At 44.7% G+C, this 25,319-nt stretch carries 18 protein-coding genes; 10 read left to right on the plus strand and 8 right to left on the minus strand.

Going from position 1 to position 25,319, the window contains the following annotated elements; translation table 11 throughout:
* The first annotated feature begins 624 nt into the window (after positions 1 to 624).
* Together ACAM37_RS08720 and ACAM37_RS08725 are read left to right on the plus strand one after the other, a co-directional pair.
* Positions 625 to 3,033 carry a sensor histidine kinase gene (locus ACAM37_RS08720; RefSeq protein ID WP_369626021.1) on the plus strand — a complete coding sequence of 803 codons (2,409 nt, stop codon included), beginning with the start codon at positions 625 to 627 and terminating at the stop codon, positions 3,031 to 3,033.
* A 139-nt stretch (positions 3,034 to 3,172) separates the two neighbouring features.
* Positions 3,173 to 4,102, plus strand: a complete 930-nt coding sequence (locus ACAM37_RS08725; protein WP_369626022.1) for a response regulator — start codon at positions 3,173 to 3,175, stop codon at positions 4,100 to 4,102.
* A gap of 136 nt (positions 4,103 to 4,238) precedes the next feature.
* On the opposite strand, the gene glyA is transcribed toward ACAM37_RS08725, so the two are convergent.
* From glyA to ACAM37_RS08740, 3 genes are all read right to left on the minus strand, one after another.
* A complete protein-coding gene (gene glyA / locus ACAM37_RS08730; RefSeq protein WP_312383751.1) occupies positions 4,239 to 5,498 on the minus strand; it encodes a serine hydroxymethyltransferase in 1,260 nt (419 codons plus the stop codon).
* A gap of 368 nt (positions 5,499 to 5,866) precedes the next feature.
* Positions 5,867 to 6,448, minus strand: a complete 582-nt coding sequence (locus ACAM37_RS08735) for a chorismate--pyruvate lyase family protein (RefSeq protein WP_369626023.1) — start codon at positions 6,446 to 6,448, stop codon at positions 5,867 to 5,869.
* Complete coding sequence (locus ACAM37_RS08740) at positions 6,448 to 7,686, minus strand: GNAT family N-acetyltransferase (protein WP_369626024.1); 1,239 nt, start codon at positions 7,684 to 7,686, stop codon at positions 6,448 to 6,450. Before ACAM37_RS08740 ends, ACAM37_RS08735 begins: the two co-directional genes overlap by 1 nt.
* 255 nt (positions 7,687 to 7,941) lie before the next feature.
* On the opposite strand from ACAM37_RS08740, the gene ACAM37_RS08745 reads away from it, so the two are divergent.
* The 3 genes from ACAM37_RS08745 to ACAM37_RS08755 all read left to right on the plus strand — a co-directional run bounded on the left by ACAM37_RS08745 (position 7,942) and on the right by ACAM37_RS08755 (position 10,086).
* Positions 7,942 to 8,646 carry a pseudouridine synthase gene (locus ACAM37_RS08745; protein WP_369626025.1) on the plus strand — a complete coding sequence of 235 codons (705 nt, stop codon included), beginning with the start codon at positions 7,942 to 7,944 and terminating at the stop codon, positions 8,644 to 8,646.
* A gap of 52 nt (positions 8,647 to 8,698) precedes the next feature.
* A complete protein-coding gene (locus ACAM37_RS08750; protein ID WP_369626026.1) occupies positions 8,699 to 9,406 on the plus strand; it encodes a DUF1345 domain-containing protein in 708 nt (235 codons plus the stop codon).
* Positions 9,407 to 9,585: 179 nt separating this feature from the next.
* Complete coding sequence (locus ACAM37_RS08755; protein ID WP_309592898.1) at positions 9,586 to 10,086, plus strand: YfbM family protein; 501 nt, start codon at positions 9,586 to 9,588, stop codon at positions 10,084 to 10,086.
* A 135-nt stretch (positions 10,087 to 10,221) separates the two neighbouring features.
* Here ACAM37_RS08755 and ACAM37_RS08760 read toward each other — a convergent pair whose 3' ends face one another.
* Positions 10,222 to 10,872: an OmpA family protein gene (locus tag ACAM37_RS08760; RefSeq protein ID WP_095356764.1), complete on the minus strand. Its 651-nt coding sequence runs from the start codon at positions 10,870 to 10,872 to the stop codon at positions 10,222 to 10,224.
* Positions 10,873 to 11,432: 560 nt separating this feature from the next.
* On the opposite strand from ACAM37_RS08760, the gene ACAM37_RS08765 reads away from it, so the two are divergent.
* The 5 genes from ACAM37_RS08765 to minE all read left to right on the plus strand — a co-directional run bounded on the left by ACAM37_RS08765 (position 11,433) and on the right by minE (position 16,115).
* Complete coding sequence (locus tag ACAM37_RS08765) at positions 11,433 to 12,401, plus strand: acyltransferase (protein WP_369626027.1); 969 nt, start codon at positions 11,433 to 11,435, stop codon at positions 12,399 to 12,401.
* Positions 12,402 to 12,519: 118 nt separating this feature from the next.
* Positions 12,520 to 13,581, plus strand: a complete 1,062-nt coding sequence (locus ACAM37_RS08770; RefSeq protein WP_138018704.1) for a hypothetical protein — start codon at positions 12,520 to 12,522, stop codon at positions 13,579 to 13,581.
* 180 nt (positions 13,582 to 13,761) lie between these two features.
* Positions 13,762 to 14,766, plus strand: coding sequence for a septum site-determining protein MinC (minC, locus tag ACAM37_RS08775; protein ID WP_138018703.1), 1,005 nt, complete (start codon positions 13,762 to 13,764; stop codon positions 14,764 to 14,766).
* Between the two features lie 257 nt (positions 14,767 to 15,023).
* Positions 15,024 to 15,836: a septum site-determining protein MinD gene (gene minD / locus ACAM37_RS08780; protein ID WP_036592750.1), complete on the plus strand. Its 813-nt coding sequence runs from the start codon at positions 15,024 to 15,026 to the stop codon at positions 15,834 to 15,836.
* A 3-nt stretch (positions 15,837 to 15,839) separates the two neighbouring features.
* Positions 15,840 to 16,115: a cell division topological specificity factor MinE gene (minE, locus tag ACAM37_RS08785; protein WP_007115412.1), complete on the plus strand. Its 276-nt coding sequence runs from the start codon at positions 15,840 to 15,842 to the stop codon at positions 16,113 to 16,115.
* A gap of 88 nt (positions 16,116 to 16,203) precedes the next feature.
* Here the strand turns inward: minE and ACAM37_RS08790 are convergent, their stop codons facing one another.
* The 4 genes from ACAM37_RS08790 to ACAM37_RS08805 all read right to left on the minus strand — a co-directional run bounded on the left by ACAM37_RS08790 (position 16,204) and on the right by ACAM37_RS08805 (position 25,122).
* Complete coding sequence (locus ACAM37_RS08790) at positions 16,204 to 16,761, minus strand: cytochrome b (protein ID WP_062332532.1); 558 nt, start codon at positions 16,759 to 16,761, stop codon at positions 16,204 to 16,206.
* Positions 16,762 to 16,865: 104 nt separating this feature from the next.
* Complete coding sequence (locus tag ACAM37_RS08795) at positions 16,866 to 17,429, minus strand: hypothetical protein (protein WP_065254125.1); 564 nt, start codon at positions 17,427 to 17,429, stop codon at positions 16,866 to 16,868.
* 56 nt (positions 17,430 to 17,485) lie between these two features.
* On the minus strand, positions 17,486 to 18,436 hold the full coding sequence (locus ACAM37_RS08800) for a chemotaxis protein CheB (RefSeq protein WP_082168274.1): 951 nt from the start codon (positions 18,434 to 18,436) through the stop codon (positions 17,486 to 17,488).
* Positions 18,437 to 18,468: 32 nt separating this feature from the next.
* The gene (locus tag ACAM37_RS08805) at positions 18,469 to 25,122 is read right to left on the minus strand and encodes an Hpt domain-containing protein (protein ID WP_369626028.1); all 6,654 of its coding nucleotides are present in this window, start codon (positions 25,120 to 25,122) and stop codon (positions 18,469 to 18,471) included.
* Positions 25,123 to 25,319 lie beyond the last annotated feature (197 nt).

Here is a 25,319-nt window from a genome sequence, read left to right on the forward strand (position 1 = left end):
ATGAATGATTAGTTGTTTCAAATGGACAGCCGTATTAAGCCCAGTGAGCCATTTATTGTGCTATCTAATAAAGGATTGCACGAATTAATCCATACCATAAGTGGCTATGAATAAAGCAGCTAATCGTTTGACAGAGCACGATAAAGCATCTCATTAATGTAGCGTTAGTTTACACGGTAACCATTCACCATTAACTATTAGCCATGGAAAAGCGCTCAACAGCATTCAGGGCTTTTTTCATGTCCATCCTATTACATCACGCTATCACACCATCCTATCACACAATGAATTCGTAACATTTTCTGCATTTCATCCGACTTTTTATACAACTTAAGTTTAATAATTTAGCAAAATGCGATTTAAAATTTGCTATGGATTGCCCCATTACCTTTCATCGGTATAATTCATCATTTTGTCATATAACCTAACTACACTACCGTCACCGACGGACGATGGTTTATCGATTTTCTCAATAGGATGACGCAATTTGGGAAATTGAGATAAACCATCGTTTTTATTTTGCGTTAACGGCGGCTGTTAGAGTTTGTAAGCTTTTTTACTTGGGGCTAAGCGGTGCAATAGGTCATTTAATTAGCCAATCAATTTGCCAACAGATAAGTGACAATGATGAATTTTTCCAACCTTACCACACGTTTGCTATGCGTATTATTGCTGGTTTTTTTGGTGTTTTTGGCGATGGTGTATTGGATTATTGACCAACAAGCCAAGCCTGAAGTCGCCAAACTGACCTCTCAGACTATCATTGAAACTGGCAATGAGGCGGTGAATGGTATTTTGTCGCGTGTGAGTCAAATTGATGGCATGGCAGTGACAGCGAGCCGTATGACCGGCAGTTTGCCCAAGAATGCCGATATCATCAACACCAGTGTTGGTAATTTAATGGCAAATATGGATAAAGGCATTGTCGGCGGTGGTGTGTGGTATGATCCTTTGATGTACAAACCTAACGTCGATGAAGCCGCGTTTGTTTGGCAACGCGATATGCAGGGTGTCATGCAGTCTGCCAGCCAATATCAAGCCATCAATCCTGGCTATCAAGCACCAGCCAAACTTACCGCAAATCGGGTAGCCGACCAAAAAACCCAACCACAGCTTGCCATGCCCTATTACCGTGATTGGTGGTATGTGCCCGCCGTATATGCCAATCATGACCACTGTGTGTGGAGCCGTGCTTATATTCACCCGACCACCAAACAGCCCGTCATGACCTGTGCCAAGGCGATTTTTAATGCCCAAAACAATGGCTTTGAAGGGGTGGTGAGTTTTGATGTGCTGCTCGGCCGTATGCAGTCGATGGTCAAAGAATGGCAGCGCAAAACAGGCGGTTATGTGTTTTTGGTCGATATGAACAACAACTTTTTGACCTTCCCCAATGAAGCCCAAGTCAAACAAGTGACCGCTACTAACCCGCAAGGCGAGATGATTGATGTCAATAGTTTTGCCAAGAAAAACCCTGATTTTGCCCCCATTGCCAAAAGCTTAGACAACATCAATGACAACATCATCAAACAAGCGCAAAAAATAGACGGTGGTAAATTTGATTTTACGACCAATACGCTAGTGAGTAGTACCAACCTACAAAAAATTTCTCCCTCAGAAGCACGCATCATTTCAGCCATGCTAATGACCCAAAGCGGGCAAAATGAAAATCTCAACGCTACTCATTTTGTCGAACAAGTCAGCTTAGACAACGATTTATTGCTCAAAACCCCTTCCACAGCGTTTATTTTTGCCATGCCGATGACCAATTGGAAAATGGTCATCGTCAAACCCAATCAAGAACTGATGTTATTTGCCAATCAGCTAGGTAAACAGTTGCAATGGTATATGCTATTGGGTTTCTTACCGGTACTGCTATTAAGTGGTTATATTTTCCACCGTATTTTGGCGGTACCGCTGCACCAAGTCGCTCGTAACGTCCGTGAAATCGGTCAATTGATTGCACAAAAAAAATATCTGTCACTCAGTGAGCACAAATTGCCACCGGCAAACATTCAAGAAATTGGCGTGATTACTGACTCGATGAACCAGCTGGTTGATCGGGTGGTCGAGAACGAAGGCGCATTAGCAAAAGTCAATGAACGCTTAGAGCAGCAAGTGGCAGAGCGTACCGAAAACTTGCACCAAGCATTAAAAGATTTAAAAGCCTCTCAAGTGCAGTTGGTACAATCAGAGAAAATGGCAACCATCGGTCAAATGGTCGCGGGTGTTGCCCATGAAGTGAACACGCCATTGGGCTATGTGGGTAGTAACTTAGAGTTGATTGATGAAAATATCGTACGTTATGACGAATTGATTGACCATACCCAGCAGCTCAAACAACTGATGCAAGCGTCGCCGACTGATACAGCAACCATCAATCAAACGATTGAACAAACCATTGCTTGCAGTGATGAATTGGTCGCCGATGCGGTGAGTGATGATTTGCATGGATTGGTGGATGATGCCAAATTTGGGGTTAGCCAAATCTCAGAATTGGTCGTCAATTTACGTGATTTTTCTCGCATCGACCAAGCCAAAATCAAAGCCGTCGATATCAACGACTGTATCAAAAACTCCCTAGTCATTGCCCGTAACAATATCAAGCATTTAGAGGTGATAACTGAGTTAAATGCTATCGAACCGGTTAGTTGTAACCCATCCCAGATTAACCAAGTGCTGCTAAACCTATTTAATAACGCGGCACAAGCGATGGGGCAAACTCAGCACCCTACATTACACATTACTAGCACAGAAGATGCCGCTAACGTGTATATCAGTGTGGCGGACAACGGTACTGGGATGAGCGCTGAGACCCAAGCCAAGATTTTTGAACCGTTCTTTACCACCAAAGCGGCAGGCGAAGGTACGGGATTGGGTCTTGCTATTTCGACCCAAATCATGCAGCAGCATAACGGCGATATTCATGTGCAATCACAACTTGGCGAAGGCACGACATTTACCATTAGATTGCCCAAAACAGCGATTAGCAGCCAACAATCACCCAAGCTTTTAATCGCAGAAGAAAGCTAATGCTAATGCTAATGTTAGATAACCGATAACCGATGGCTGACAGGCACGCTGCTCAGCCATATACAAGCCACGCTTGATTGTAGTCAACCTTAATTGTAGTCAACCTTGATTTTAGTCAACATACCTAAGTGACATGACCATGATAACGACCGTAACCAAACCCAAAATCGCCTTTATCGATGATGAAGACCGCATTCTACGCAGCCTAAAAATGCATTTTCGCGCCACCCATGAGGTGTTTACCACTACCGAGCCCGATGAGCTACTAAGCTATGTGCAAAATAATGAGGTCCAAGTGGTGATTAGCGACCAACGCATGCCAAAAAAACTGGGTGTCGAAGTATTAAAAGAGGTCAAAGACGTATCACCCCATACTATCCGCATCTTATTGACCGGCTATGCAGACTTAACTGCGGTAATTGACTCCATCAACGAAGGAGAGATTTTTCGCTACATCACCAAACCTTGGCAGACGGATGAGCTTAAAAATATCGTCAACCAAGCCACCCAAATCGCGCTGCAAACCAAAGATGTATTCAAAGAAAATCTACAGGCCACTCAGCCAACCATCGCCAAACGCAAAGTGTTGGTGATCGATGACAGTGAGATGGTATATTTACAGATGCAGCAAAAATTCACCCAGTTTGAAACGCACTGGGCAAATTCATTAGAAAAAGCGATTGAGTTACTTGAAAATGACCGTTTTGGCGTGGCAATCACCGATGTGTCCTTGGGTGGCGAGAACATTTCACCCGTGATCTATGCGTTAAAACAAAGCTTCCCTGATTTAGCGGTATTGGTACTCACCTCACTCAACGACAGCCACACCTTAATTGACTTGATCAATAAAGGGCAAGTGTATCGCTACCTGCCGCGTCCCAGTAATTTGTTGTTACTCGAAATCAGTATTCAGCGCGCTTATGATTATCACGAAACCTTAGTCAATCAACCAAAATTACAAGCGCGACATGTCGTTGATGCGGTCACTGAAGTTGAAACGCGTAGTTTTGGTAATAAAGTCAAAAAATTCTTATCACGCTTTGGTATTGGTAAATCGCGATTTGCCTAGCTTAAAATCTAGTGCATAATATATGAGGGGCAAAGCGTGGCATTTGAGCCGTTTCAATCAATGAATGTTAGCCATAAAAAAACCGCCTAGAGTCACTACTTAGGCGGTTTTTTGAGCGATTTTTAGTAGCCGATGATTAAGCTGTTTGCTCGTACACTGGGTGTTTGGCGCAAATTGCTTGGACTTTTTCACGCACTTCGCCGATAACTTTTTCATCACCGCGGCTATCGAGCACATCACAAATCCAGCCAGCCAATTCTCTTACTTCCGCTTCACCAAATCCACGGGTAGTGACTGCGGGCGTACCAATACGCACCCCTGACGTCACAAACGGTGATTTAGGGTCATTTGGTACCGCGTTTTTGTTGACAGTGATGTGGGCATCGCCCAACCATTTATCCGCTTCTTTACCGGTGATTTCTTGTTTGATTAAGCTAATCAGCATTAAGTGGTTTTCCGTGCCACCCGAGACGATGTCATAACCACGTGACATGATGACGTCCGCCATGGCTTTAGCGTTTTTAACCACTTGTTGTTGGTAAGTTTTGAAATCATCACTTAACGCTTCTTTAAAACACACAGCTTTACCCGCAATCGCGTGCATTAATGGACCACCTTGGTTGCCAGGGAACACAGCAGAGTTGAGTTTTTTCTCAATCTCTGGGTTGGCTTTTGCCAGGATTAAGCCTGAACGTGGACCGCGTAGGGTTTTGTGGGTAGTGGTGGTAGTAACGTCAGCGATTTGCACAGGGCTTGGATAAACACCTGCGGCAACCAGGCCGGCTACGTGTGCCATATCGACCATCAAGTATGCGCCAACGCTGTCTGCGATGTCACGGAATTTTTGCCAATCAACCACTTGGCTATAAGCAGAAAAACCCGCGATAATCATTTTGGGTTGGTGCTCTTTGGCTAGGCGTTCGACTTCATCATAGTCGATGATGCCCGTTTCTTTGTTTAAGCCATATTGTACGGCTTTATAGTTGATACCAGAAAAGTTCACATGCGCACCATGCGTCAAGTGACCGCCATCAGCAAGGCTCATGCCAAGTACCGTGTCACCTGCTTTTAATAAGGCTAAAAATACCGCGCTGTTGGCTTGGCTACCGGCATGTGGCTGCACGTTGGCATAGTCTGCGCCAAACAATTCTTTGGCACGGTCAATCGCCAATTGCTCAACCACGTCAACATATTCACAGCCACCGTAATAACGTTTGCCTGGATAGCCTTCGGCGTATTTATTGGTCAATTGGCTACCTTGCGCTTCCATCACCGCTGGCGAACAGTAGTTTTCTGAAGCAATCAGTTCAATATGGTCTTCTTGACGTTTGGCTTCATTGTCCATCGCTTGGGCAAGTTCAGCGTCAAACTGGTGAATAGTGACATTTTTAAACATGGCAATTTCCTTTTAAGTGAGTCAAAAAATGGGCGGATAAAACCGAAAATATGGCTTAGTTTAGCATGGTTTGATTGTTTGGGTTAGCATAATCCACAGGTTTGGCTGAATTTGTCTCATCATTCGCCTGCGATTTTTGAGGTTATTTATCAAGCGTTGGGCTAACCAAAGCGGCTCAAAAAATCACTCGATACTGCGATTAACACGATATTAAAAAGTCACCGTAAAAAAGACAGCCGCTGCGACTGTCGATTTTTGGTTGGCTGTGTTTATTTTGCTATATTTTTTAGCGATGTTTTTTAGCGATGTTTATTTGGTTATGTTTTTTGGCCGGGTAAAATTAGTGCAAGGCACAGTGGTTTTTGTACTTATCCTTCTCGTTTGTCAGTGCTGACATGAATCATGCCGTTTTCTTCTTCACCCATAAGGCTATTTTCAAACGCAGGTAAAAAGGTTTCACTAATCAAAAAATTTCTGCCCTGCCATTGGTAAAGGGTGGTGCGTCGCCAGCCTTGCGCTGTCACATCAATCCAGCGGTTGGTCATCGTGGCGCCATGCCGACGAAACAGTATATAGCCAATCGGTGTTGTGCCCAGATTCGCCAGTTTTCGCGCATTACCAATGAGGCTAGTAAACGGAAATACTGACCGCGCCATCACCCACGCCTCTTGATTAGGCTTGCCAAATAATAAGGCTTCGCGCACCCATGCCGATTGGCTCACCCCAAGCGGTAACTGCAATTGGCGCTTTTCGCTCAGGGACAAGGTTTGCCGCCCTTCAAACGTCGGCTGTACGATGAGTCTATGCTGAGATAAGGCTTCAAATTTGGCGGTAAGCGACCCTGTTGACATCAGCCAAGGGATGAGTTTGGGTGGTATCTGCTGTTTGTGTGCCGCACTCAAATGCGTGCTAGCCAGGTTTAAGTTTAGGTTTAGACCAACATTTATCATTATTTTTTCAAAAACTCATTATCGGGTATTGTGCCTTGCGCGGCAACATCACCAAAAAATTGGCTTTTATAGGTGTCATTAAAAGGTAGTGCGGTCATCGCATCGGCTTGGTACGCCAATATAGCGTGCTTTTCGTCTTGGCAAAACTGGGCAATGGCAGGGGCAAACACCTTGTCGTAGACACGGTGTAGCGAATGAGTCAACACCGGATAAAAGCCGCGAATCAACTTGTGCTCCCCTTGGGTACCAGGGTCAAAGTAGCGAAGGCCATGCTTGATAGCAAACTCAATGCCTTGGTAATAACACAGCTCAAAATGTAAACAATCATAGTCTTCTAGGCAGCCCCAATAGCGACCATATAACGTGCTGATAGCGGCATCGTCATCGAAAAAAAACAAACTACAAGCCACGATATCGCCATGCGCGTTATGCGCTTGAGCGAGCATCAGCTTGTCTGCCATAGTCTGCCCAAGCTGCTTAAAAAATGCTAAATTCAAATACGGCTGCCGTCCTCTCACCAGATAGGTCATGGCATAGCATTGATAAAAAACTGCCCAATCCGCCTCGGTGATATCGTCACCGATTTTAACCTGACAACTTAAATTTTGTTTGAGCACCTTTTGGCGTTCCACCTTAATTGACTTGCGTTTCTTGGCAGTTAATGTTGCCAAAAACTCATCAAAATTGGCGCATTTTTTATCCTGTAGATTGCGATTTTGCCATAAAAACTGACAGCTTAGCCGCTCGCAAAGATTGGGCGCATTTTGCAACGCTTGAACATCTTTTGGGGAGACAAAAAGCCCGTGCCAAGTGGATGCTTGATAGCGGCTTGCCAATTCATCCATCGCTTGTAGTAAGGTCTGATACAGTGGCGCGGTTAATGACTTACCTTGTGCCACCCAAATTCGCTCGCCGGTGACGGGGGTAAAGGGCACGCTTGTCACCAATCTTGGATAATAATTTCTACCATAGCGCTCAAAGGCTTCTGCCCAGCTAAAATCGAACACATATTCGCCTTGGTGATGCTTTTTGATAAACACGGGCATCACGGCAATCAGTTGAGCACTGTCATCGACAATCTGCACATACTGCACCCACCAATCGCTGCGCCAGCCAATCAGCTTTGCATCTATCAGCGCTTGCCAAAAATCAAAGTGCATAAAGGGCGTATCAGGCGTCTGCCACTTTGTCTGTGAGCGCCAGTCAAACTCAGTGGTAAATTGGTAGTGATAGGACATATGTCAGTATTATTGTAGTTTTATGAACCGATTATTATACCTTGTTTTTAGCCAAAAATACGGGCTTATCCTTTTACGCAATCTGGCACAATTTGGCACAATTTTGCAAAATATGTATGGCGTTGCGCGGTATGGTTTATAACGGTGACTTTGTTGCAATAACCAAATTGCAATAGCCAAAATTAGCGTTTACACTGAGTCACTTATCTGCTAGATGCGCTTTAAGCTTTTTTCACTCACTTGTCATCCTCTACCATGCCGACACTGATTTTATTTAACAAACCTTATGGCGTACTCAGCCAATTTCGCAGCGATGATAATAACAACTTTGCGACGCTCAGCGATTATTTTAGCGACAAAAGCCTACGCGTGGCGGGGCGATTAGATGCCACTTCCGAAGGATTGCTACTGCTAACCGCTGATGGACAAGTCAATAAAGCCTTGACCCATCCACCCAAAGCCAATGCAGGCAAACAACAAGGCAAAACCTACTGGATACAGGTGGAAGGCGATGCAAGCGATGCCCAGTTACAACAACTACAAACAGGGGTGCCACTCAAAGACGGTATCACCTTACCTGCCGAAGTTGTACGGCTAAGCGAAACACAAATTGCCGAGCATATTTGGCAAGCGCCGGACAAGATTGCCAAACGCAAAGTCACCACGTGGCTCGCCATTACTATTTTTGAAGGTAAAAATCGTCAAGTACGTCGCATGGCGGCCCATGTGGGACTGCCCTGTTTACGGCTGATTCGCATGGCATCAAGTGGCTTTAGTTTGGGAAATTTAGAGGTTGGCGCATCCACACAAATACATTTATCACCTGCCGATTTAAAGCGACTGGGTGTCCAACCTTTATCCGCGGCAACGATAACGCCACAATCGCGCAAAAAACCTCGCGTGTTACCGCCTACATCAACCCACGCAAAGCACCCAACAAGCCGACACAGACAGCCCTGAGTGAACAGCCGTGAGCAGACAACCGTAAGGAAACCGCTATGAGAAAACAGCCATGATCGGTTACATCTATCGTTTTTTTCAAAGCCGCCCTCGTCTACTGTTAGGGTTTGCCACCATGGTGGTGGTGTATTTTGGGTTATCGACGCTGGTTGGCCTATTGCCCAAAGATTGGACGTTGGCGGTAGCCTATGATAAATTGAAGTTTGTGACGCAATTTTTGCTGGCTTGGAATATCGGACTTTGGGTTTATTTACTGGCTATTTTTCGGATGATGTATAAAGCCGATCAAAATGCAATTTTGGATAAAGCCCATGCTGAAGACGAAGGCACGATGTTAATGCTGATTTTGGTTTTTGTCACAGCCATTGTCAGTATGCTAGCGATTGTCGTAGAGTTGGGCGCGAGCAAGGACGCCAAAGGCGCTTTGATGCTGTTTCATATCGCGCTCACCGCCATGACGATTTTGACGGCCTGGCTGTTTATTCATACCATGTTTGCTATTCATTACACCCACGAGTATTTCTTGCTTAAAGAAGAAAAAAACACAGAAATGCTAGATTTTCCTAACGATGACGACCCCGCCTACTGGGATTTTTTATATTTTTCCTACATCATTGGCACATCTGGTCAAACAGCGGATGTCGCCTTCAATACCCAGCAAAGTCGGATCATCGGTACCATTCATTGTGTGTTATCATTTTTCTTTAATACCGCAATTTTAGCGTCCTTAATCAATATGTCAGTAGGTCTAATCGGTTAAATAAATCAGCCCAATCAGTATGCTAAATGAGTGGGTTTAATTCAAGTCAATACATCGTCAAAATCGCTTGCTGTATGAGTTATACTATCTTCGCTTGTGGTCCTCGTCTTAACATAAAATGATAGAGCTGTCATATCCCACTACGCCAATATCTCGCTACTTTATAACTAGGAAATTGTATGATCGCACAATATTTGATGGTCGATAACGCCCTGCTCGAGCAACTGCAAAATGCCACTGATACAGCGCGAACGGCGTTACTTGAAAGTATGAGTGAGCAGCCTCAAGCACAATTGGTAGATTTGGGCAAACTGTGGGACATCATCCATTTTGTGTTAACCAAACACAGCGCCACCCAACCTGTACCCGATGAGCCTGTCAGCGAGTTTGTGGTGGGTGTAGAAACCTTTAGCGACAATGAAGATGCCGATTTCATTGCTTTTATCCCGTGGGCACATATTGTCGAAATCGTTGATGTACTAGAACAAATTAACTTTAAAAAACGCTTAGAAAAAGTATCGATGAAGTCACTACGTGAGCAAGCTATTTTTCCACCCAATATTTGGCAAGACAAAAAGGAAAACTTGGATAAAGAATTGCTGGCTTCGTATGATGAGTTATTGGCGTTTTATAATGACGCCTTAGACAATGGCAATAATATTGTGGTGAGTATTTTATAACACCGATATAGTCCGTTTGTTATTTTTTGAACCAAAAAAGCACCTTAAACAAAAAGCACCTTATAAAAGGTGCTTTTTTTATCAATTCGCGGATGAAAATATCAGCTAGCTTGACTTGATTAGTTAACTGACTGGTTAGTTAACCGATTGCGGTGCAAGGATAATCATCTCTACACGGCGGTTTGGTTCATAGCTTGAGCCAAATTGTGTTGTCGCACCGCGACCAATAGCGCTGATACGGTTACTAGAGATGCCACGATTGACTAAGTAATTAGCGACTGCTGATGCACGGCGTTGTGATAACTCTTGGTTTCTATTTGCATCACCTTCCACTGAGGCGTAACCATTTACTTGAATGTTAGTTTGGTTATAGTCACGTAGTGTGGTAGCTACTTTGTCTAACGTATTATAGAAGTTAGGTAGAATAGTAGAATCACCAACGCGGAAAGTTATCGCTTCTGGGATAGACAAGTTAATGTTATTAGTCACTGGGTCACGCGTTACCGTCACGCCAGAACCTGCGGTTTCTGCACGAAGTTTTGCTTCTTGTTGCTGCATGTAGTAACCCACGCCTGCACCTAGTACACCACCGATTGCCGCATCACGACCGGTTTTTTCACCGCCCGTTGCTTTTGAAATACCCGCGCCTGCGGCTGCCCCTAATAGACCCCCCATAAGCGCTTTATTGTCGGTAATGCCTGTTGTTGTCGTACCAGTTGGCGTTGTTGCACAACCTGTTAAGATAACACCTGATGCTAAAGTAGCTGCTAATAATTTAGTACGCATGAGTAATCTCCTTTGAATTCCTCTAGTTATAATTACTTAGTTATAATTGTCACGCACCAACTTGTTGTTTTTATCTCATTTGCCAGATAAACCTGACAACACTCAGTTGCTTTGTGATTGAGCTCATTATGCAATAAACTTTTTCGTTATATGTAATGATTTGTCTTAAGGATGTTGTAGGATGGCATAATTTGTTACAAAATATTTTCAAGTATTCATTATTTATATTATTTATTCTTATATATTAAATGCTTTGTGATTTTGTTGAAAACTATGCTGCATAGTCAATCTATTATCCATAGCTTATTCAATAACTTGTTAATTTTTAAAAAAATTTTTTGACAATTAACTTTACTGGGGTGTATAGCACAGCACCAATAAACCTGCAAGATTTGTGCTTGCCAGTGTATAAAAATTTATTAGTGAACATTTTTGACGTTTGCTAAACTAACACTTATTTTTACAATTAACGAAGCCAAATTAATGAAGCCAAGTATTTTTTCTTATGTCTCATTCAAATAAGCTTTTTCAAGGAAGCTTTGTGGGAGTCAGAGCCAGATATGACAAATAACGATAAACCATCATTGCTCAAAAACACGTTCAATAAACTGCGTAAAACATCATTACCTTTGGCGCAAAACGCCAGCTTAGCGGTGGCGGCAGGCACCATTACCGGCAATTCAGTGCTGTTTAGTCTACCACTTTGGGTGATGGGCGCAGTAAAAACATTAACGGGTCATCCATTGGCCGATAAATGCGTGTTAAAAATAGCCAATCACTGGATCAACACCAACAATCGCTTAATTGAAAATATCCTGCCCGATATTGATTTTCGCGTCAATCTGCCTGATGACTTATCGGTTAATGGCAAATATATTTTGCTGAGCAATCACCAATCTTGGGTCGACACCACTGTCATTCAATATATCAGTGAAAACCGACTGCCATTAACGCGATTTTTTGCCAAATACGAGCTACTGTATATCCCAATTGTGGGGCAAGCCTTTTATTTTTTAGACTTTCCGATGATGAAACGCTACTCGAAAACAGCGATTGCTAAAAATCCAGCGCTAGAAGACCGCGATATCATCGAAGCCAAACGCGCTTGTCAAAACTTACTCGACAAGCCTTTTACCTTACTTAACTTTATCGAAGGCACGCGGTTTACCCAAAAAAAACATGACTTGCAACAATCACCGTATCAACATTTGCTAAAACCCAAAGCGGGCGGCATTGCACTTGCATTGGGTGCGTTGGGTGATGATCTAGACGCGGTGCTCGACATGACGATTGTGTATCCTGACGGTGTTCCTACCTATCAGGATTTATGGAAAGGTAATATCAAACGCATCGGGGTGGATATTCAAAAAATTGCATTGCCAGATGATTTGCTACAGCGCCTCATGGATGGCAAATACCAGCAGGATGAGCAAACCAAAATAGATATGTACCGTTGGCTTGATGGCTTGTGGCAGCAAAAGGACCAACGTATCCAAGCCATGCTCGATGATTTTACCCGTCATCCCTAGCAATCTCACCAGTTATATTGCTAATTAAAATCTAAGGAGAGTCATGCAAGGCATGACTTACCTGCCTTGTTCTCACTCACATTTTTTGCGGTATTGACCCCATTTTGAGCACTTTTTTATGCCAACTGCTAATTTAGACCCAAAGCCCAACCCAATGCCAAGCTCGAATATTAGCCAACCGCTCGCTGCCCACCCTGCCAAACCCAGTCGTTGGCAGTTAGCCTACGATACCATCATGATGGTTGCCATCGTGTTGGACTTGCTGCTCATGGGGTTTGACGCTTTGATGCTAAGTAGCTTTATGGCAAAAATAGCAAATTGGCTAGGGTTTTTTGACAGTATCATCACTTATCAGCAAGGATGGCACGAGCCAATCAAAGTAGCTGGGGGTCTATTTACCATCTTTTTGATAGCCGAGCTTTTGGTTCGCTGGTTGATTGCCATCGCCCAAAAACGCTATTACCGCTGGTTTTTCTTTCCATTCGTGCATTGGTATGAGGTGTTGGGCTGTGCACCGCAGCTGCGCGCATTACGACTGCTGCGCGTTGGCGTGATTGGTTATCGTCTGCATGAACTGGGCTACAAAGTTTTGCCCGCCAGTTGGCTTGCGACAATCAAATTTTATTACCAAATGATTATGGAAGAGATTTCTGATCGGGTGATTTTAACCGCGATTGACAATATCCGCACCGAAATAAGCAACACCGATGGGCATTTGGTCAAAAACATCATCGACAAGCATCGGGATGACATACAAAAGGTCATTGTCGAAGTGCTGCAGCAAGAAGCCACACCGTTATTACAATCCACGCCCGCCCACCCTGCCATCTTTGCCAAACCATTGGCAGAACAAGTGGGCATCGCCATTCAGCAAGCGCTAACCGATACGCCCGAGCTGCACCGCATATTACGATTGATACCGATTGCCGGTAGTCTGATAGAAAACCAAATGCACAGCATCGGGCAACACATTGGGGAAAATCTGACATTAAGCTTGACCACCAACCTTACCAAGCCGCAAACGCTCACGCTGATGTATGAAGAAATCGCCAAAAGCTTGGTGCAAATTGACGTCACTAGCCCTGCGCTAGAAAAATTAATTAGCGATATTATTGATGATAGTTTGACGTCACTTGCCAACCAAGTTCGCATTCAACAATGGAAGCACCAAATACGCTGATTGAATCCACCAATTTTGCTGGCCGATAGCCGCTATTCAACCCTTTTTTATCGCCCTACTACAGCTTTGGTTGCCAAACAATAAATAGCGCAGTGAATGGTTGTTGTTTTAAATAATACTTGCTAATATGCGGTATGAATCGATTTTGATGTATAAAAAGTTATTATAAAAAGGTTTTTCATGACACAGCCCGCTGCCCTTGACTTGACCCAAGATAGTTCATCACAAAAATTACAAAGTCTACCTAACCTATCCGAGCAGGGTTCACCGCAAAGTCAGCAGCCAGCCAACCCATTACCCACCGACCCTGTAGCCACTAGCGTGAAACTTACGGGCAGACTCCTCAACTTTACCCGCCTAAATATTGAAGGCAATGACATCAAAGTAATTTTGACAAAGATTGCACAAAAGCTAGGTCGTCAACGCCAGTCCAACTTACCGGTGATTGTCAGCTGTCATCACCCGTTAAATTTAGCGCAGCTTTGGGGCGGCTTATGGGCACTAGGGTTACAGCCGATTGGGTTGGTCACAGGCGCCAATGACGCCCAAGCCAATGAGCTTCGCATTGCCATTTTTCCAGCAGATGGGCAGCGCATTGACGGCAAAGCACCAAAAAATGTGGCGACGGGTAGAGAGCGAAAATCAGACAGCACAAAAAGTAACCCATCCTCTCAACACGTGGCGCAGCCCCCTACCCAATCACCCGCATCCGACAGTCAAGTGACTGAGCGACAAAATCAAACCGCTAATGATATCGCAGCCAATAATACCGCAAGCAATGAGACCACAATCAATGAGACCGCAGCTGCACCTGAAAAATTTGTCGCCTCACCGCATCACCAATCGCAGCCTGAAGGCGATTTGGTGCATACTCAAATGCTGCGCTCCGGTCAAAGTATCAATCATGTAGGCGGTGACGTGATTTTGACCAAAGGCATCAATGCCGGCGCGGAAGCGATTACCGATTATAGCTTACACGTGTATGGAAAAGCCGAAGGGCGATTGGTCGCAGGGGCGACGGGCGACACCAACGCTAAAATATTCTGTTTACGTTTTAACCCGTCACTGGTGTCAGTTGCGGGCACTTATTGCCTAAAAGAAAATATTCCCATTGAGTATTTGGATAAAGCGGTACAAGTCAGCTACCTTGATGGTCAAGGCTTGGTCTTTGAATTGATGGAATAACAATCACCTAAACAACCACTTATACCATAATCTATGCAAAAATCGCCAATCTCTCGATTAACTTCGAAAAGTTTTTTATGCTAAACTAGTCCAATTAACCAAATTTGGGCTAACTAAAATTTAAGCCTTAACTTTTAACGATTTACGTTAATTTATATCCATATTTTTCAAACCAGTTTAGCGTGAATGTGTGTATGGCTTGATGATTAACCAATACAGCCTCACTGACACCGTGCTATGAATAGGAGTATGCCAAAGTGGCAAAAATCGTTGTTGTAACTTCAGGAAAAGGCGGGGTAGGCAAAACCACCACTAGCGCCTCTTTCGCTACAGGTCTAGCCCTTCGCGGCTTTAAAACTGTAGTGATTGACTTTGACGTGGGTCTTAGAAATCTTGACCTCATTATGGGCTGCGAAAACCGTATCGTGTATGACTTTGTTGATGTTATCTCAGGGAACGCGCGCCTGTCACAAGCTTTGGTAAAAGACAAACAGCTCAATAATTTGTTTATCTTACCTGCCAGCCAAACCCGCGACAAAGACGCCTTGACAGATGAAGGAGTCGCCGAAGTCATTAATGAGTTAGCCAAACAATTTGACTACATCGTGTGTGACTCGCCCGCTGGTATCGAGCGCGGTGCCCAGCTAGCTATGTACCATGCCGATGAAGCCATCATCGTGACCAACCCAGAAATCTCGTCGGTGCGTGACTCAGACCGTATCATCGGTATTTTGCAAAGCCGTACTAAAAAAGTTGAAGAAGGTACAGGCGTGGTACGTGAGCACTTGGTCATCAACCGCTACAACGCTGAGCGTGCTGAGCGCGGCGAGATGATGGATATCAACAGCATCTCTAATGACATCCTAAAAGTGCCACTACTTGGCGTGATTCCTGAAAGCAATAGCGTACTTGAGGCATCAAACCAAGGTGTGCCTGTGGTGCTAGATCAAAATTCAAAAGCCGGTCAAACTTATGATGACATGGTCGCTCGTTTCTTGGGGGAAGAACGTCCCTATCGCCATATCGAGGTGAAGAAGAAAAGTTTCCTACAACGCTGGTTTGGAGGTTAGGCTATGGGATTTTGGAGTAATTTATTTGGCGGTGAGCAAAAGTCAAACAGTGCCAATACTGCCGCAGAGCGCCTAAAGGTCATCGTTGCCAGCGAAAACCGCTTGCACAATCGGTTAACCCCAGAGCGTATTGAAAAAATGAAACGTGAGATTTTGGCAGTGGTCAATACCTACGTATCAGGTGTCAACATTGATGACGTCAATATTCAACATCACAATGAAGCAAACATGGAAGTGCTGGAGATGAATATCAGCTTGCCTGATAGTACACGCCAATAATTCATGTTGCGCTTAATCTAGGCTGCATTTAAAAAATTGTGACTAAAAAGCCCATGATGACATGGGCTTTTTTATACTATGGGCTGACTTAGCGCATACGGCGAATTAAATGGTCTTTTTGGATAAATTGGTGATACAGCGCGCCGATGATGTGCAAGGCCGTGAACACCAGCAGCAACGTCCACAACAGATTTTTATGAATTTTTTCTAACGTGCCTGACAAATCACTGTTTTCACTGACAAAGGCTGGGATATCAAACAGCCCAAACATACTCACCCCTTCCCCATCAAACATAACAGAAAACCAGCCCGCCAAAGGCATGGCAAGTAAAATCAAGTACAGTGCCAAATGCGTTAAATGCGATAGTTTATTTTGCCATTTTGGCATCGGCACATCGGCAGGTGCTTTGGTGACAAAACGATTGATAATCCGACCTACTGTCCAAAATAACACACTGAGTCCAAACGCTTTATGCAAATCAAAATAGGTAAAGTCAGTTGCATCTTCATTCAGCTCAATCATTGCCCAAGTCGCAATCAACAATACCACGCTAATCCAATGGAAAATACGTGACGATAGCGACCATTTGTTGATACCGTGTGGGGCAATCGGCTGTGGCGCTTCATTTGCAGGAAATAATGCCATAATGAATTTTACCTTATCATGATTTGTTTTGGGTTATTCTAGCAATGTTTGGGCAAAATAAAAGTAACAGACTGTTGGCAAAATAGCACAAAGGCGGACTGCGTCTAACTATCTAAATCCACCAAGAAATGCGAGAGCTTGTCCAAATCTGGCACCACACATAGCTCACCTGCCAACATGACTGGCTGAAAAATATAGTCCTGCTGTAAGCTATAGTCTGCCAAATTCGGTGCGCGTGAGCGCTCGACGACCTCATCATCTGGCGCGTTTAAGGCGGCTAATAAGTCAGGGTAGTGAGTCGCTAATTCAGCTTGGTAAGTCGCGTCATCAGCGTCTTTGAGATCAGCAATACGCACAGAATGAAAAGTCACTTCGCCATGAATCTGCAAGGCAATCCGATGGATATCGGTGACGCTTTCTAACACCACTAAGTGGGTGGGCTTATCATCTTTTGGCAACAAGTGATACACCGGCACTTCTTGACCGCGCCAAATATAATTCCAGATGCGCTCATCATAGTTATCAATGCTCAAAATCAAAGCTTGCGGCACAATCCAGTCAGGCGAACTGCTAGAAGGAATTCGAGCAATGGTTAATTGACCTGTGGTGATACTTAGGACGCCTACATCCTCATCTTGCTTAAAATAACGGTTTAAATCGTTTGCCATAGCCTGCTCATTTACTGATTAATAAGAAGTTTAGGGGTCGCTGCTAGCCTGCCGTATTAGCCACACAAGGCGATTAGCTGCTGAGCTAACTGCTTAGGGGTGCCAACAAAAGTGACTTGGTTGCTTTCAATCATGCTTTGTGGCTGGCTCGCGCAGGTGCTACTGTCAGGGGATTGCGCCCAAATAATGCTGCCATTTTTTTTGACCGTCGCTGCCACATCACTGCCATCATTGCCCATACCAGAGAACACAATAGTGATTAAATTATTGCCAAACGCTTCACTGCAGTTACGCATGACGTCACTGATTGGCGGTTTGTAACTGCCTTGCCAAGGTTTACGCTGCAAAATCACCCGTCCATTGGAATCACACACCACGCTGTGTTCAATCGGTAAAATCAAACAACGTCCTGTCAATAATTGCTGGGTATTGGTCACTATGTCACAGCGCCACTCATTGTGACGATTTAAAATTCTTGGCAAGGTGTTTAGCGTATTTTGGTTAAAGTGCTGCGCTAGTAACAGCGCCACTGGTAAATCTTCGGGCAAATTATCTAAAAATTCCTTAATCGCCAGTGGTCCGCCCATCGAGGCTGCGAGCAACACCACATATTTCCAGGGTTTGATTTCGCTCTTGGCAGCATCATAGGGCTCTAACAAATCGCTACGTTCTAGCATGTTGGCAATTTTTCGCTTGAGTTGGCGTTGCCATTTGGCATATAGCAGACTTTCATTGATATAAGGCGCAGTGACAAAGCCCAGCAGCACAACCTTAGTCAAATTGACATTCTGTTGTTTTTCAACATTTTGAATGACTGCGTAATCGTCTGGGGTATCGATTAGCCACACATCAACTTTTTGCTGAAAATGTTTTTCGAACAGCTGTGATGCTGCCAAGCATGCCACGATTTCAAATCCCCAAGAACGAATGGTATCGCTAAAGGCGAGCCGTTGCTGATTTTCCTCAGCAACGATAAAAAATCGCAGCGGTGGGTACTTTGACAGCATGAATGATTGTATCCTTTACCTGGCCAGTCGGCTTAGTCAGTTTTTGCTTGTTGGGTAAAGCGCGCTAACGTGTCTAACAGCATTTGTTCTTGGAATGGTTTACCCATGTATTCATTCACCCCGATATCAAACGCGCGTTCACGGTGTTTTTCACCGGTACGCGATGTAATCATGACAATAGGGATATGCTGGAGCCGTGAATTATGGCGAATATGGTTGGCCACTTCAAAGCCGTCCATACGTGGCATCTCAATATCCAATACAATGACTTCAGGTAGCATTTCTTGCAGTTTTTCTAGCGCATCAATACCATCTGTTGCCACTTGGGCCTCATAGCCGTGACGTTCTAGTAAGCGCGAGGTGACTTTGCGCACGGTTACTGAGTCATCCACAATCAATACCAGCGGTTTGTGCGCTCGTTTGGCCGCTTTATTGGCTTTTTGCAGCTCGACTTTGGTAATGTTGCTGACATTACGCATCAATGCCACCAAGTCAAGAATGAGCATGACCGAGCCATCACCCATGATGGTGGCAGAAGAAATTCCATCGATATGGGAGAGCTGACGACCGAGCGGTTTGACGACCACTTCAATACGAGAGCCTGCAATCATATCCACTTGTAGCGCCATGCGCTGACCTAAGTCAGTACGAATAATAATCACTGGCACACTGCTTGACTGGTGCGCTAGTGCATCCACCGGGTCACTGCCGTACAAAATCTGATTAAGATAGCGCAAACGATAGGCTTGTCCATCGATATTGATAGTATCGGCATTCGTGGTATAAAAGTTAGCAATCGCATCGATATTGACCCGCATCACACGTTCAATTTGCACCAATGGTACAGCAAAGTATTTATCCCCTGCCCTCACCATCAAGGCATCAGACACCGCAACTGTCAATGGTAGACGCATGGTAAAGCGTGAGCCTCTGCCAGGCTCAGAGTCGACGGTTACTACACCACCCAGCTGCTTGACTTCGCTTTGTACCACGTCCATACCGACACCACGACCCGAGATTTGTGATACGGATTTGGCGGTGGATAGACCCGCGTTAAAGATATATTGCATGATATCCAGTGTCTTTAGACTGGTATCTTTGGCAGAAATCAAGCCTTGCTCAATCGCTTTTTCGCGTACGGCATTGACATTAATACCGCGTCCATCATCGGTTAAGTTGATTACGATTTCACCGCCTTCACGCAGCACTTCAAGCGTGATTAAGCCTGTTCTTGATTTACCACTTTCAATACGTTCTTGCGATTTTTCGATACCATGGTCAACGGCGTTACGTAGCATATGCTCAAGCGGCGAGGTAATACGCTCAAGGATATTACGGTCAATTTCACCTTCATCGTTTAGGATTCGTAGTTCAACAGATTTGCCCAGCTCGGTGGCTGTTTGGCGGACGACCCGTTGCAGACGAGGCGTGATACGCGAGAATGGCACAGTACGTGAGTCCATCAACCCTTCTTGCAAATCAGTCTGGGTACGTGATAATTGCAGTAGCAAGTTTTCGGTTTCACGGGTTTTATCGAGCATGGTCGTTTTGATGTCTAACAAGTCCGATGCCGATTCCGAGAGCGATTTTGACAGTTGGTTGAGCGCTGAATATTGGTCCATCTCTAGCGGGTCAAAGTCACTTTCTAACGCATGTTCATCACCAATTTGTGACAAAATTTGAATCTCAAGCTCGGTTTCCATACGGCGCAGCTGATCTGCTAGACGCTGTACGGTTGCGCCCATCTCTTCGATATTGTTTGATAGACTTGATATACCCATCTCGATTCGCGAGCGGTTAATCGCGGACTCACCTGATAGGTTAATCATGCGCTCCATAGCACTTGCAGAAATTCTAAGCGTCTCAGCATGAAGGCTCGATTGATCTTGCTCAGATTCAAAGTTACCTGTCATCAGCGGCATGACGCTTAGGTCGCGCTGTTTGACTTCTAACGTGTCTTGCCCGAGACTACTGCGATAGATATCAATTTGCTCAATTTGGCTGGCTAGGTTAGCATTGGGGATTTCTTTTAAGCTATCAGGTTTTCGCGAGAATTGTTGCAGCGCAGCAACCAACGCCACCGGCGTTTGTGGGTTAAATTTATTCTCTAATACATAAATCGCATTTGCTAACCAGTCATGACACACCGCCAATAGGTTGCCAATCATACGCGTCGCAGGTTTGCGGCGGCTACCTAGCTCTTCGTAGATGGTTTCCATTTCGTGAGCCAACGTGGCAATCCCTTCAGCTCCGACCATTCTTGCGCCACCTTTGATGGTGTGCAATTCACGTTGCAAGGCTTGTAAGGCTGCAAGATCACTGTTATTACTACGGAATTCTTGTAGATGCTGGCTGCTGCTATCGATCAGTTCTTTGGCTTCTTCAAGATAAATTTTTAAGATATCTTCGTCAGGCTCTTGACCTTTCCAAGTCTCTAAACGACGCCCTTCAAAGTTATTAATAATTTCTTCGATGTAGAGTGGGTCATTTTTTGCAATCGCGCTATCATCCTCTTGGGCAAGTTGTTTTTGCTCCATCAACTCTTCAGGATTGGCTTCAACAATCATCGGCACTGCAAATACCAAGTCTCGACTTTGCACTGTACCAGCGATAACCTCATCAATTTGCTGGGCAAAATCTGTGGCTTCAAAAGAGCGACTAAATTGTCGAACTTGCTTGAGCTGCGAGGCAATGGTTTCATGCAGCTTTTGCACCAATGAAGCGGTATCGGCATCACTCGCTAAAATACCTTTATCAATGGCATCATACACTTGCTCACCACGTAGCGCCATCTCGGCAATACTCGTTACCCCGAGTAGCTCTGCACCCCCTTTTAACATGTGCATATAATTAGCTAGTTCTTTGGTGACCGCTAAATTGCTAAGGTTATTGAGCCATTGGTCGTAGTAATTTTGCACGTCGGGCTGAATGGTTTGCACTTCATCCAAGAAAATCTGCAACAGTTCATCGTCGGTAGCAACTGGCTGGTACTCGATAGCATCCATCTCAGCTTGGTACTGATTTTTTGCCAATAATTTTCTTAAGGTCTCAATCGCCTCTTCATTGATATTGACGCGCAGTCCTGCTGCAATGGCGTCAAACATATTGATGAGCTGATTGTGTACGCCCATTAAGGCATTATAAATGGCTTCATTTTTGGCAAATTGCGGATAATCAGCGAGTTTTTTATAGGCAAACTGTAAGGTGCTTGGAATGATAAAATAGCTCAAACCTTCAGTCGCTTGCGCAAGCCTTGACGCTTGTTGTTCAAGCTGCTGGGCATAGGCAATAACTTGTTCACTCTCACCAGCAAACCTAGCCTGTGCTTGCTGATCGGCATCGAGTAAATCATCAATCTCAAGCGCTATCAGGTCTTTGACAGTCAGTTTTGTGCTTTCATAAGATTCGGCATTGGCATCTGTTAGCCGCTCAACCAAGTCGGCAACAATGTCAGTGTTATCTTCTATAACCGTCACATCATGATGGATTTTATGGTAATCAATGTAGGTTTGCAGTAGATCTGTGGCCTCTTGCAGGGTCAATAACTGGCGAGCCGTCAGCGGCATTTCATTATGTAATAAGTCGCCCAGTGCTTCTTCTACCGCTGCGCTTAAGTGATAGACATTGTTAAGTTCAATCAGGGCTGCCCCACCACGCAGGGTATGGAATGCGCGTAATATGGCATCAGGCACATGCGTTGCAGGCTCACCCAAATGCTGGGTGATAAAGTTATCAATATTGACCAATAACTCGTCTGCTTCTTCAATAAATACGTCATCAGCGACATCCATTTCACTACTGATGTCACTAATGCCACTGACATCCTGTAGCGCTTGCGTTTGTGCGGTGGCGTGACCAGACGAGAGTGCCGCATCTGTGTGTGACGCACTCGGCGAGGCGGCCCCCTGCCCCATAAAGGCGGACAAGACTTGAGGGTAGCTAAAGCTGTCGCCATGTTTTTTGGCATAGCTATTAGCGACAGCTTGCCACAGTTTAATCACCGCTGGATAGTCTGTACGATTTTGGGCAAAAATCGTGATGAGCCCAGCAAATGCGTCAATGACATCAGCAACTAGGTGTGAAACCCCCTCATCAACCGCTATGGTATGATCAAGCACGCGATTGAGCATGTTTTCAATCGACCAAGCAAGCTCCCCTAGCTGATTGGCGCCAACCATGCGACCTGAGCCTTTTAAGGTATGAAAGCCTCGGCGGATTTCTTTTAAGGTATCAAAATCATCGGGCTTGGCTTGCCAAGCTGCGTTAAGCGGGGCAATCGTCTCAATCACTTCATTGGCTTCTTCGATATAAATTTCTTGAATATCGGCATCGCTGACCGCATCTGTGACCGTCGTTAGCTGCTCATATTCGCGAGCCACTACCTCAGGTAAGGCTGTGGTTGATGGCGCAGTGTCACTCGCAACCTCACTGCCTTGAGCCCCATTGTCACTGTCTTTAGCCACACTAGCACTGACTGGTACAAAGCTACCTAAGCCATTGGTTTCTGGCAGACCTGTGTTAATCGGCTGCTGCTGTAATAGATTCGTCGCTTGCAACACGGTAACCGCAGGGTCGATACTTGGCGCCCGCTGCTGCAGAAAATCTTCAACCAATATCGGCAGTTTGCGATGGGTATCTTTGATAAAGCCCACTAACGCATCACTAACCGCTAAAGTACCATCTAGCACACGGTTGAGCATGTTTTCTACTGCCCAGCACATCTCACCAATTTGATGAGCGCCCACCATACGACCTGAGCCTTTTAAGGTATGAAAAGCTCGGCGGATATCTTTGAGCGCGACTAATTCACGAGTGTCCACTTCCCATACCAGAATTTGCTCACCCAACTCAGCAAGGACTTCTTGCGCCTCTTCAATGAAAATATCTCGGATATCTTCATCCATACTGTAATCATCAGCTTTGAGGGCTTGCCTCGCAGCCGCTAGCGCTTGCGATTCTTGCACGCCAGTCGTTTGCGTGACAGCCGTTTGCTTGATAGGCGCTTCTGAAGCCGTAGCTAGCACTTGTGTTGGTGCTTTCATATCACTGGCAATATATTCGCCTCCATCATCGTAAATCACCGTATCACTGCCAAAGTGCTTGGTTGGCGCTATCACTTCGGCGGCGGTTAATGGCATTTCGATTAAGCCATTAAGCAATAAATTGGCACGGTTAAGCTGAGTTTGGGTTTGATCCAAAAATTCTTCGTTGACAGACTGGTTGGATAAATAATCCAAAAATAGCTCAAAGCGGGCAAGCATGTCGGCGATGGCATCACTGGCTTCCGCGCTTAATACCTGTACCGAATTTTTATGCATACGGCTAAATAATAAGCGAATTTGCTCGACCAATTCTTTGGGACGTGTTAATCCTAATGCCCCAAAAACTTGAATAGTGGCAATCAATTCGTCATTGACAGTTAATTTATTTAAATCACGGGTTTGGATATATTGATTAAACGACTGTTTGATATGTTCAATATGCACGCGCGTTTGGCGCACCGCTTCATTTTGCGGATTGCTGGCATAGGCAAAATGCTTTAAGCCAATTTGGCTATCAAGGATTTCAACCGTTGACAACAACTGGCTATGAACATCTTGCAGCTGGCGTTCTACCTGCCAACTGAGTGATGACGCCATAAAGGTATCTTGCGTCATCAAGCGCACGTCATCGATAATTTGCGCCATTTGGTTTTCATAAAACACCCAACCGCGATTTGCCAAACTGTTTTTGACCGATTCAAGCAGCGGCAAAATGGTGAGGGGCTCATGCACTTGATAAATAATTTTTTCAAGTTTTTCTAATACTTGACTAAATAAATTATCAAGCGTGTCACTACTATTGATATCCAAGCTTGATAGCAGGACTTTAGCGTCATGCGATTTATGGGTTAACGCATTGAGCGCTAACAACACATCAACTGCCAGACGCGACACGGTAATATCAGGGGTGAGAGTCAAATCATGCGTCAGCAGCAATGACAGACTATTTAATAGCGAAGCATAAGCGGTTGGCGCAGGCTGCTCATTGATGGTTAAGTTATTGCACCAAACCGCTACCAACTGCCAAAATTGACGCCAGGCAGGATTGATGGAAGCCTGGGACAAATAGCCAGCAACTTTGCTCAGCGCATCTAAATGTTTGCTGTCGTTGGTCGCGTTTTGTAGTAGTTGCAAACTGGTATAACGCCAAACTTTGAGTAACTCATCGGCTTGGGCACTGTCCCATGGGTGTTTGATGTCTGGCGTGGCTAATTGGCTTAAAAATAATAAAGTATTGTCTGCAGCAGGTTGGATGGGCTCATAAGTTGATGCTATGCCAAGCAGCTGCTCAAAATAAGCGATTCGGTCATTGACCCAATCGGTATGAATCTGCTGTTTAGCTTGTACTTGTTCAATGTCAAATTGCAACAACCTCACCGCATGGCTGATTTGATTAAAATACTGCGGGGATAAAGTCTCTTGCTGAATGGCGATAGTGGTTTTATCAAGCGTTTTCGCCAGTTTTGATAAGGCGGGCTGGTTGGCAAGCGCGAGCGCACCGGTGATTTGGTGCAAATGTTGACCGATTAACTGCCACGCTGGCTGCGCGTCATGTCGTTGTAGCAACTGGTTAAGCTCACCAAATACGTCTTTTAAAACAGGCATCAACCAGTCTAAGGCGATCAAATTACGTTGTTTACTCATACCATATTCCTAGGACAACGACTGTCAAAAACGATGACGATTTTTATCAATTTTAAGGTAACTGTAACGCAGTCGTTTATTAATTTTTTATATCACTTAAAATAACTTACCCGCTGTCTGGCGTCAACTCAGGTTGATACCTTTTATAAGTTATAATGTTCACCCATTCGCGCTGCGATATTTGCCAACGCTTTGAG

Origin of the sequence: Moraxella sp. K23 (assembly GCF_041154765.1) — a bacterium.
Classification (GTDB): domain Bacteria; phylum Pseudomonadota; class Gammaproteobacteria; order Pseudomonadales; family Moraxellaceae; genus Faucicola; species Faucicola tetraodonis.

Bases quoted from the DNA above. Each gene is read 5' to 3' on its own strand.
- ACAM37_RS08740 (WP_369626024.1), bottom strand. From the start codon at position 7,686: ATGTCCTATCACTACCAATTTACCACTGAGTTTGACTGGCGCTCACAG.
- ACAM37_RS08760 (WP_095356764.1), bottom strand. From the start codon at position 10,872: ATGCGTACTAAATTATTAGCAGCTACTTTAGCATCAGGTGTTATCTTA.
- glyA (WP_312383751.1), bottom strand. From the start codon at position 5,498: ATGTTTAAAAATGTCACTATTCACCAGTTTGACGCTGAACTTGCCCAA.
- ACAM37_RS08735 (WP_369626023.1), bottom strand. From the start codon at position 6,448: ATGATAAATGTTGGTCTAAACCTAAACTTAAACCTGGCTAGCACGCAT.
- ACAM37_RS08755 (WP_309592898.1), top strand. From the start codon at position 9,586: ATGATCGCACAATATTTGATGGTCGATAACGCCCTGCTCGAGCAACTG.
- ACAM37_RS08795 (WP_065254125.1), bottom strand. From the start codon at position 17,429: ATGGCAAACGATTTAAACCGTTATTTTAAGCAAGATGAGGATGTAGGC.
- minE (WP_007115412.1), top strand. From the start codon at position 15,840: ATGGGATTTTGGAGTAATTTATTTGGCGGTGAGCAAAAGTCAAACAGT.
- ACAM37_RS08765 (WP_369626027.1), top strand. From the start codon at position 11,433: ATGACAAATAACGATAAACCATCATTGCTCAAAAACACGTTCAATAAA.
- minC (WP_138018703.1), top strand. From the start codon at position 13,762: ATGACACAGCCCGCTGCCCTTGACTTGACCCAAGATAGTTCATCACAA.
- ACAM37_RS08745 (WP_369626025.1), top strand. From the start codon at position 7,942: ATGCCGACACTGATTTTATTTAACAAACCTTATGGCGTACTCAGCCAA.
- ACAM37_RS08720 (WP_369626021.1), top strand. From the start codon at position 625: ATGATGAATTTTTCCAACCTTACCACACGTTTGCTATGCGTATTATTG.
- ACAM37_RS08805 (WP_369626028.1), bottom strand. From the start codon at position 25,122: ATGAGTAAACAACGTAATTTGATCGCCTTAGACTGGTTGATGCCTGTT.
- ACAM37_RS08800 (WP_082168274.1), bottom strand. From the start codon at position 18,436: ATGCTGTCAAAGTACCCACCGCTGCGATTTTTTATCGTTGCTGAGGAA.
- ACAM37_RS08725 (WP_369626022.1), top strand. From the start codon at position 3,173: ATGATAACGACCGTAACCAAACCCAAAATCGCCTTTATCGATGATGAA.
- ACAM37_RS08750 (WP_369626026.1), top strand. From the start codon at position 8,699: ATGATCGGTTACATCTATCGTTTTTTTCAAAGCCGCCCTCGTCTACTG.
- ACAM37_RS08790 (WP_062332532.1), bottom strand. From the start codon at position 16,761: ATGGCATTATTTCCTGCAAATGAAGCGCCACAGCCGATTGCCCCACAC.
- ACAM37_RS08770 (WP_138018704.1), top strand. From the start codon at position 12,520: ATGCCAACTGCTAATTTAGACCCAAAGCCCAACCCAATGCCAAGCTCG.